At 54.4% G+C, this 8,276-nt stretch carries 9 protein-coding genes; 4 read left to right on the top strand and 5 right to left on the bottom strand.

From position 1 onward, the window contains the following. From L858_RS22205 to L858_RS0105525, 3 genes are all read left to right on the top strand, one after another. Positions 1-229, top strand: a 229-nt coding sequence (locus L858_RS22205; protein WP_028055847.1) for a hypothetical protein, incomplete at its 5' end; no start/stop codon positions are given. A 669-nt stretch (positions 230-898) separates the two neighbouring features. Further along, a complete protein-coding gene (locus L858_RS0105530) occupies positions 899-1,771 on the top strand; it encodes a hypothetical protein (protein ID WP_152639779.1) in 873 nt (290 codons plus the stop codon). 285 nt (positions 1,772-2,056) lie between these two features. Further along, positions 2,057-2,560, top strand: coding sequence for a hypothetical protein (locus L858_RS0105525; RefSeq protein ID WP_022682151.1), 504 nt, complete (start codon positions 2,057-2,059; stop codon positions 2,558-2,560). A gap of 64 nt (positions 2,561-2,624) precedes the next feature. On the opposite strand, the gene L858_RS19730 is transcribed toward L858_RS0105525, so the two are convergent. Both L858_RS19730 and ligD read right to left on the bottom strand, forming a co-directional pair. Continuing rightward, positions 2,625-2,819 carry a hypothetical protein gene (locus L858_RS19730; RefSeq protein ID WP_022682150.1) on the bottom strand — a complete coding sequence of 65 codons (195 nt, stop codon included), beginning with the start codon at positions 2,817-2,819 and terminating at the stop codon, positions 2,625-2,627. After that, a complete protein-coding gene (ligD, locus tag L858_RS0105515; RefSeq protein WP_193742848.1) occupies positions 2,816-3,724 on the bottom strand; it encodes a non-homologous end-joining DNA ligase in 909 nt (302 codons plus the stop codon). The genes L858_RS19730 and ligD overlap by 4 nt, the downstream gene beginning before the upstream one ends. 168 nt (positions 3,725-3,892) lie before the next feature. Between ligD and L858_RS0105510 the strand changes: the two genes are divergently transcribed. Next, positions 3,893-4,081: a DUF3606 domain-containing protein gene (locus L858_RS0105510; RefSeq protein ID WP_022682148.1), complete on the top strand. Its 189-nt coding sequence runs from the start codon at positions 3,893-3,895 to the stop codon at positions 4,079-4,081. Between the two features lie 213 nt (positions 4,082-4,294). Here the strand turns inward: L858_RS0105510 and L858_RS0105505 are convergent, their stop codons facing one another. From L858_RS0105505 to L858_RS20940, 3 genes are all read right to left on the bottom strand, one after another. Beyond that, a complete protein-coding gene (locus L858_RS0105505; RefSeq protein WP_022682147.1) occupies positions 4,295-4,513 on the bottom strand; it encodes a hypothetical protein in 219 nt (72 codons plus the stop codon). Between the two features lie 275 nt (positions 4,514-4,788). Next, complete coding sequence (locus tag L858_RS22200; protein WP_081643300.1) at positions 4,789-5,001, bottom strand: DUF5818 domain-containing protein; 213 nt, start codon at positions 4,999-5,001, stop codon at positions 4,789-4,791. A 111-nt stretch (positions 5,002-5,112) separates the two neighbouring features. After that, on the bottom strand, positions 5,113-8,265 hold the full coding sequence (locus L858_RS20940; RefSeq protein ID WP_152639777.1) for a non-contractile tail sheath protein: 3,153 nt from the start codon (positions 8,263-8,265) through the stop codon (positions 5,113-5,115). Between the last annotated feature and the right edge of the window lie 11 nt (positions 8,266-8,276).

The following is an 8,276-nucleotide window of genomic DNA, read 5'->3' as shown; positions in this document are numbered from 1 at the left end:
TCGCATCCTGTCAGTCGCCGCGCACAAAAGGCCACTTAGCCCCATTGAGATAGAGCGGAAGCTGGAGAAGGAACGCGAGGCTGCAAGCAAGCGCAGTCAGGCAGAATACATGGCAATGCCTGAGCAAGACAGACTGGAGTTCGAGGCGATAATGAGAAAGGCTGCTGACGATCTCAAAGCCCAGAACGAAAAGTTATCGACGCCGCATAAGCTGCCCTACGGCGCCTGAGCCTGCACGATAGCTGCTTCGGGGCGTCGCAGTGCTCCACTAGTTGCGGAGGGCTTTGTAGGGGCTTAAACTCGCGCCCGTTGCCCGTCCCGTTTTCCCTCGGCGTAGCCATAACCCCTCCAACTCTTCCTGAGCGAAGCGAAGGCACAAGCGCAGCGCTGGCTGTCCGCAGGACAAATGGCGGCGTCGCAGACGATAGTCCTGGCGAAGCACCCAGAACAAATCACTCAGGGAGATCACGACAGGCAGTGAGCGGCGGCTTTGGTGGCTACGCGACTGGTCGCGGAGACGCCAAAGGCGGAGGGAACGCCTAGGCGTCGGATTTGTGGTAATGATCTTAGCTGGGAGCCAAATGGGCTGGGTGTATTACTCTTAAGAGTAATATATCTAGTCTATTGGTACGCAACTTAGTTCGTTGCCGCAAAGCCGTGAACTCTATATATACCTAGTCTATTGGTAAGCTCGCTGAGCAGATATATCATTCAGGCGCAATGATATATTGATGCCCCATTTGCCCTAGCTGTATAAATAGACATAGAAGAAACGCAGACTGTCAAACTGCCGTTCTTCGGCAGCAGGTCTGACGTTTCATCCTAAGCGAAAAAGTCTTGGTCCGCTGCGTGTATGACAGTCCGCGCAGCGGACTTTTTCGTTTTAGGAGAACAGAAGATGGAAAACATCTCGCATCAATTAGCCGCATATCTCAGGTCTTGGTATGAGACTACAGTCAAGAGCAAGACAGCCGCAGGTGTCACTGTAAATCTCACATTCGATGAGTTTCTTGCACTCTTTGAAAAGCGCCAGCTAAACAGCTTACAGAAAGCCATTGACGCAAACAGCATCCGCTACCTTCAGGATGAACATAACCCATACGCATACGTGGCGACATGGAAGAGCTATGCGGCTTGTTCCTCAGGTGTCTACGATGTCAACACTGCCCTGATTTGCTCGCGCATGAAGAGCGCAAAGATCAATCTACCAGCAGCAGGTGACAAGCTGCGTCCCTCCCATTGCGCTAACATCAGGAGGTCACTGACCGGGGTGGAGAAGACTGAAGAGCATTGCCAAGCGATCAGCGAAGCCAAGAAAGGAAAGCCGATCGCCGGATGGTCAGAAGAGCGGAAAACCGCTCGACGCGAGCTTCGTCAGGCCCAAGAAGCCGCGAAGAGAGCAGCTTGTGCGCCTTTAGAACTGATCGTTGAACAGCCTGAAAAGAGTATCGAAGTTGCCACTAAAATTGAACTGGCTGATTATGAAGAAACCGTGGAAGGCATGGTTGATCGCCTGAATGAGGCAGACATCTATTTCGACCTGTCCGCTGCCTCGGTCGTGCGAACTCATCTCGCTCGTAACTATGGAGAATGGTTTGCGAGGCAAGGCACATATTGGGACGACTACTTCGCTTGCGGTTGGCAGCAGAGCGGAATTGTCTTGGAAGTGTGTTGCTTCGCCATATCCAGCCACATTGAATGCACCTGGAGCTTCCCTGCCGAAGACAAAGCACTTGCTATGTTGTTTAAGCTGACATTCGGCGGCGTGTAGGCATCAGATAACTACCCCGAGAACAGAACACAAGGAGAGGCGAATGACGCAGCAGGAGTTAGAAGCGTTTATCGCAAAGGGTGGCAAGATCACCAAAGTTCCAACAGTCGTGAGAGAACCAAGCAAGCCCAGGCGTCCACGTTCAAGCAAGTGGTCGAAGGCAAACGCGTTCAAGTCAGGCGGGTGGCTGTCTTAGATTTTGATCAGCTAACGAAAGGATTTACGTGACATCAACAAATGGCCGCGATACCTCGAACGCTCGTTTTTTTTGGGGGGAAGGGAACTATGAAGAGGTTTGTTATTGCTGCGCTCATGCTGGGGGCAACCACTTCGGCTAATGCTGCGCCGGTCTGGAACAACATCGAATTTGGCATGACCCGCGCTCAGGTTGAGGCGCTTTATCCAAAAGGGAAGGGCGTCAGCTACCAGAGCCATAACATTGAGGTGAGCGACATCACGGTGACAGGCAAGTGCCAAGCCGAAGCGAACATCCGTTTCGATGACGCTGGATTGGTCAAGGAAGTCATGATCGCTGGCAATCCGTCAATGGGTGGGCGCTGCTCGAACGATGTTTTGACTGCGCTTTCCGCGAAATATGGTCAGCCCGCGAATTGGGACGACGCCCAAACCAGTATCCTTAGCCGCGAAGGCAAGGTGGCTGTGTGGAGCCGCACTGATGGCGTTGCTATGCGCTTCAAAAAATATACCAACGGCGCGTTCGGTGGCGGCGGTCTTGGCAAGGCAAGCTGGGAACTCAGCTACACCAAGGCCGACGCAATTTCGCTCTGATCATTCAATGTTTGCGTGTGACTTGTGTTGCGCGCTCACGTTCTCTGAACGGGCTACAAACGCCCTAGCTACTCAAAGGCAGTGGATCGTGGCCGGGTTCCTCATGGTGAAGCACATCGCCTAGACGCCGCATATCCACTGCCTGACCGCAAGCGTCACAGGCATAGAAATGATCGCGCTCATCCAGCAGCTGGGGATATTCGCAGCGCAGCGCGTTCAGGGCTTCGCGGTCAAGGTCGGGATCGAGGTCGAGGATCATACCAGCAATTCCCTTACTGTGGCATGTCTGAGCTTATCCGAACCACGGAGATAGCGGATGCGAGCGCGCATCAAGGGTTCAAGCCAATGTGCCGCTTTCCGCTTCTCCACCTTCAATGGAGGGGTGTTGCGCCCAAGCTGATCGGCCATTGACCAGAAGCGATCCTTGTCCTTGTTTGTCAAGGTCAGCATCGCGCCGCCGACATATTCCAGCCCATCAGCAGCTTCGCGGGCCAACAGCGCGGTTGTAGGGCCGACGCCTTGCTCGGTGCCGACGATTACGAACTCGCTCTCCACGAACGTCTTTGTTTTGACCCATGAGGTCACGCGTCCGCTGCGATAGCGGGTACCAATCTGCTTAGAGACGATCCCTTCCAGTTCCATATTCTCGACTGCCTCAAACATGGCAGTGCCATTGCCAATGACGTGCTCGCTGAACTGGATCGGAAAGCCGGGATCATGTTCGCCGATTAGGTCATGCAACATTGACCGGCGTGTAAGAACGTCGAGGTCACGAATATCTCTGCCGTCCAGATGCAGCAGATCGAAGGCATAGAAAATCAAGCGTTCTGGCTGACTGCCAATGGCACGGCGCAAGGAGTCGAAATCGGAGCGGCCAGCTTCGTCCTGAACGATAACTTCTCCGTCTATGATAGCCGACGAGCAAGGCAGGCTTTTTGCTGCGGCGACGATCAGCTGATAATGGGCCGTCCAATCATTGCCGTTTCGGGTGAATGCGCGAACGTCCTGGCCCTCGATGATGATCTCAGTGCGGTAGCCGTCATGCTTAATCTCGTGGAGCCAGTCATGGCCATCCGGCGGCTCGTCAACCAACGTGGGCTGCATCGTGGGGATGAAGCCTAACCCGGTGCGCTTGAGCGCCCTTGAGAGGGCAGCAGTAGCCATGGGAAGCCGACACATTTGAGTCGAGTCGAGTTCCCGATGCGGCGAAATGAATCTGGGAGCAGGAACTTGCCACCAGCGCAAACACAGATTTATCCACAGCTTTTCCACACTCCTCCCTGGGGGAACGATGCTGTCGTTCCGGCATTGAACCAATGAAGGAGAGCGAAAATGGCCGACAACAAAACTAAGCGCGGTGGTACTGATCGGAGCCGGGTCGCAGCTAGTGAAGGTTATGAGGTCAACTACTTTGCAAGGAAGCACAAAATCACCGCCGAACAGGCGCGCGAACTCATCAAGAAGGTCGGCAATGATCGTGACAAACTTAACGCTGCTGCTGCTCAAGTGAGGAAGCGATGATCGCAGAATTCACCCTACATGATGGTAATCCCGTCAGCGTCAATATGGATCGCGTAGATTACTTCCAACCTGACGATGACGGAACAATGATCGTCTTCGCGGACAAGGTATGTGTCTGCGTACAGGATAGCTATGACGCAGTTGCTGAGGTTCTAAACCCTGAACGGCAAGCAGGCTGCTAACTAGAAAGCCCCGCAAGTTGCGGGGCTTTTGTTATTCTGAAAGCTTTCCAGCCTTCCGATCCTCTTTGATCGCGCGCCAGCGATACACAACCAGAGCGATACTCAATGAGGTAGCGACCAGCGAAGCAATCGGCGCAATCAACTGCGCCCATGAGGACACCAGCACAACCGCTGAATAAGCGGCCACCCCGACATCTTTGAAGAATCCCTGATAAAACAAGCCGTGAATGTCGGCCATGTGATCACGCATCGATCTGCCCTCCAGTGGGAACGAGAGCGCCGACGACGGCAACGGCCACAAACGCAAATGACCAGGGCGCGGACAGTGTAGCAGCACCTGTGATCCCGACACCCACAGACACCCACGTGGAGCGTTCATTCAGTCTAACGCGTAAGTAAGCGGGGGATGCGCTAATGCGCTGTAGAACCCCTCTAAGGGCATCTGTGATAGAATACATAGTGGGCGACCTCTCTTGTTTGCCCACTATTTAAGCGTATCGGTCGTACAGCGCGCGCGGAGGTTGGTCAGGCTACGCAGATCTTCTCTACGTCGAGCAGATTGAAGCCTGATCTTTTCCCTGTAATTACTACGCGCCGTCCGAGCAGATTGCGCGATCGCCACGACAGAAGAAAGCCCACATCAAGGTGCCATTCGCCGCCGTCATCGCGGCGCAAAATCCATTGCCCGGCGCGATTGTTGAGCCATCCCGTCTCATCGTGGCGAGTTCCCAGTGGCAATTTCTGTCCCCTTAGCCGAAGATGTATATCGTCAGCTATATGGAAGGGTTTGTAAAATCAACTTGTTGCTGACGCAGAATGAACATGATCAGCGTCTCAAAAGGAAACATTTCAAGCGGCTATAAAGCTGATGCCCGATAGCGAAGTGAATGCTGTATTGCCTGACTGCATGATCACATCGCCGCCAGCGGTGACGTCGATGCGGCAGGAGCCGCCTCCCGACCAAGGCCCGAACATGAGCGTGCCGCTGGGCCTGAAACCCGGCAGCAGCGTGAACAGCGTAACGCCGGCGGTGCTGCTGCCACCGGGAGCCTGGACAAGCCCTTCAATCACGACGATTCCCTCTGCCGTCTTGTAATATTGAGCGCCGAGATACCCGCCTCCATAGTTGATCCAGGGGCTATTGAGCGATGGAAGCTGAACAGCCGGAGTGGTGAGCAGCCCTTGTTTTTGCGCGTCCAGTTGCGAGATTGCCAATTGAACATCCGTGGCTGAAATGCTGCCGACAGGAGAGCAGCCAACGATACCTGCGGTAAGGTTCGACCAAGTGGTTGCGCCCTCTGCGGAACTGAACTTCTGGAGAATTTGGCCGCTGGAACCACCATTCGGCACCTGATTAATCGGCACGAATTCAAGGCCGCTACCATCGGCTTTGATCCTCAGATATTCCAGACCATGCCCGATGTAGCTGTCGGGAACGTCTTGCAGGTTGAGAAGCGTGTTGGCCGCTGGATCAGGAAGATCGCTGAGCCACGGCTTGGCCGGTTTCCAAATGTGCTTCGCCGCGTCGAACGTAAGAACGTCATCCATGACGGCGGGCAAGGCTAAAGCCGCATCTTTAATATCGCGCATGGTTATGGCTGGCGCGCTCCTGATCTTTGGAACATAGCTATCGCGCATGATCTGCGTGTAGGCCCAGATGAAGACAGGATCGACGCCCCACTCATATGCTGCTGCTGCCGCATTTGTGCTGTATCGCCAGATGGGGCCTGTATCCCTATAAAGCGCGAACCCGGCGAAATAGTGCTGCGCTGAACGAGGATAGCCAAGCGTATCTTCAATCCGTGCGCGCCCTGTCGCAGATAGATCGGCCCGGTTCTCAATCACGAAGTCATAGTCCTCAACTTGGAGAACGTCGAGCGCAGGATAAGCGAGCGCTGGAGGCATGTTGACGCGGTGCGTTTCCGGCGTCTGCTCATTCAGAAGTTGAGGCAGGTAGAGCAAGGCATAGCTTCGCATCGTCGGATGATCCTCACGAACGGAAGCCAGCAGGTTGAGAATTGACGCCGCCAGTTGTTCGCCCAGCCAATCCAGATAGGCGAGCTGTGCGGCGTCCATGCTCGTCGTCATGCTCTCGATTACCGGCGCTGCATGGCCAGTTTCAGTCATGTAGCGCGCCGTAGTCGCAGCATCGTAGAAATATGGCTTGTAGGTGCGGAAATCGACCCAATACCAAGGTTCGCCCACCTGAAAATGAACTTCCAAATCGGCTTCAGCGGCGATGGATGCAAACTGCTGGGCGACCTTCTGGAGATAAGCCATCGCATCCGCGTTGCAGGGCGACATCAAACTCGACGGCGGTTCCCATCCAGTGAGAGCAGGCAAGCCATCGCTGTCCATCTGCCTCCAAGCAAGCGGCACGAAGCTGTTGAGCATTTCATAGCTGAGCGACAGGATCAGCGTCATATTGGCCGACTTTAGCCGCTGCGCGAGATCTTCATGCCAAAGCCGACAAGGGGTGTTCAGCGGCGACGAGGTGTCCTGCGCGACATAGCGGCTCTCACCACCATCCCATGCCCAGCTGAAATAATGGCTCATCCCCACGTAATGGTTGAACTCGCCCTGGTAGCCGAGCAGTTCGCAATTGCGGGTGATCCTCGCAGGCACGACATTGTAGGTGTCGTCGTACCCATTCGCCATTCGCAGGCGATGGACGCCCCCTGGCCCTAGCCCACACGTGAGTGTGGAATTGCTCCCGCTAACAGCGATGTTCGTAAGGGTCAGGCTGCCCTCTATCGGCGCAGTGAGGCGCGCTGTTGATCCTTCCTCAAAGTTGCCCGGCACAAACGAGAGGAACATGCGGTCGATATCGCCCGCATAGACATTATCATCGCCATCGAATCCGCCAGGCAAATCATCAAAATCGAGAACGCAGTGCCCAGCCATGCCGTCACCGCTTGTTCGACAATGGTAGAGCATCACGTAAGCGGTCATTGGTGAGCCGTTAGCCTTCCGACCTTCGATCGTTAGCGTGACGCCGTTAATCTCATCGACCTCACGGACATCGCCGCTCAGCTGGTAATCGAATGACAGAACGCATCCTCGATAGTCTCTGTTCGTATCATAGGCAGTGGTCGCATGATCCAGCGCGTCTTCTGATTCCCAGATAAGCCCCGCCAAGTGTCCTCTCTCATGGAAAACTGCATCAAGCTGGATCGCATCCGGTGCGGTTGTTCTTACCGAAGCCATCATCGTGCTCGGAAAGTTGCAGGTCCAAAACATCGGATCGAAGCGAGGGCGACTTTCTACAGCTATGCGGTCCTGCGGCTTGGCAAGTGCGAAACGCGCATTCTCGATAACATCAAGCGTTACGTCAGCGCCGTCGTGCGGCTTTGTGCCTGCGGGATTGGCTACATTGTCCCAGGTGATACGGGCACGTTGAAGAAGCTGATAGAGCGTCACTCGGTCGGTGCATTGCTGCCCACCATTTGGCACAACTGCTTCAACCACGACCGCACTAATGCCGTTCGATCTACATATTTGGTCGAACAGCGTCGCTGCGATAGAGACAGTATCGTCGTCAGTGAAATCTGTGATAAAGCCCGTCGCTTGTAGGGTGGCAGCATCGCCTTCTGCCAAAACGGAGTTATCTATCCGTTTGATGCGCCATTGAGCGGCTGCCGTGACATTGTGTCGTGTTACAGATAGGGTGGTTGTCTGCGGAATGACGTGGCTGTTGGTATCATAGGCATAGAAGTGATGGCTAGTTGAGAGCTCGATATATTTGCTAGTCCCATCAACAGCACGAGCCTTAGATATCGTGAATGTCTTATAGATATCATAGCCGTTGTAATATGCTCGAAAGGTCGCATTCGCGTTATCATTCGCAACAGATGTCACGCGGTACTCTCCTGACGAAGCGTCGATAGTGACGGAACAGCCTTCCTGAAACTCGACATTGTAAGTCGCGCCATTGCCTACGGTCACATCTGCGCCGTTATCATGAATTTTGAACTGGCCGCTGAAATTATCAAGGGAAGTCATCTGTTAGTCCG

The sequence above is a fragment of the Sphingobium bisphenolivorans genome (genome assembly GCF_000412635.1).
Taxonomy (GTDB): domain Bacteria; phylum Pseudomonadota; class Alphaproteobacteria; order Sphingomonadales; family Sphingomonadaceae; genus Sphingobium; species Sphingobium bisphenolivorans.
Note: the sequence above shows the minus strand (reverse complement) of the source record. Positions and strands in the feature narration are given on the sequence as shown.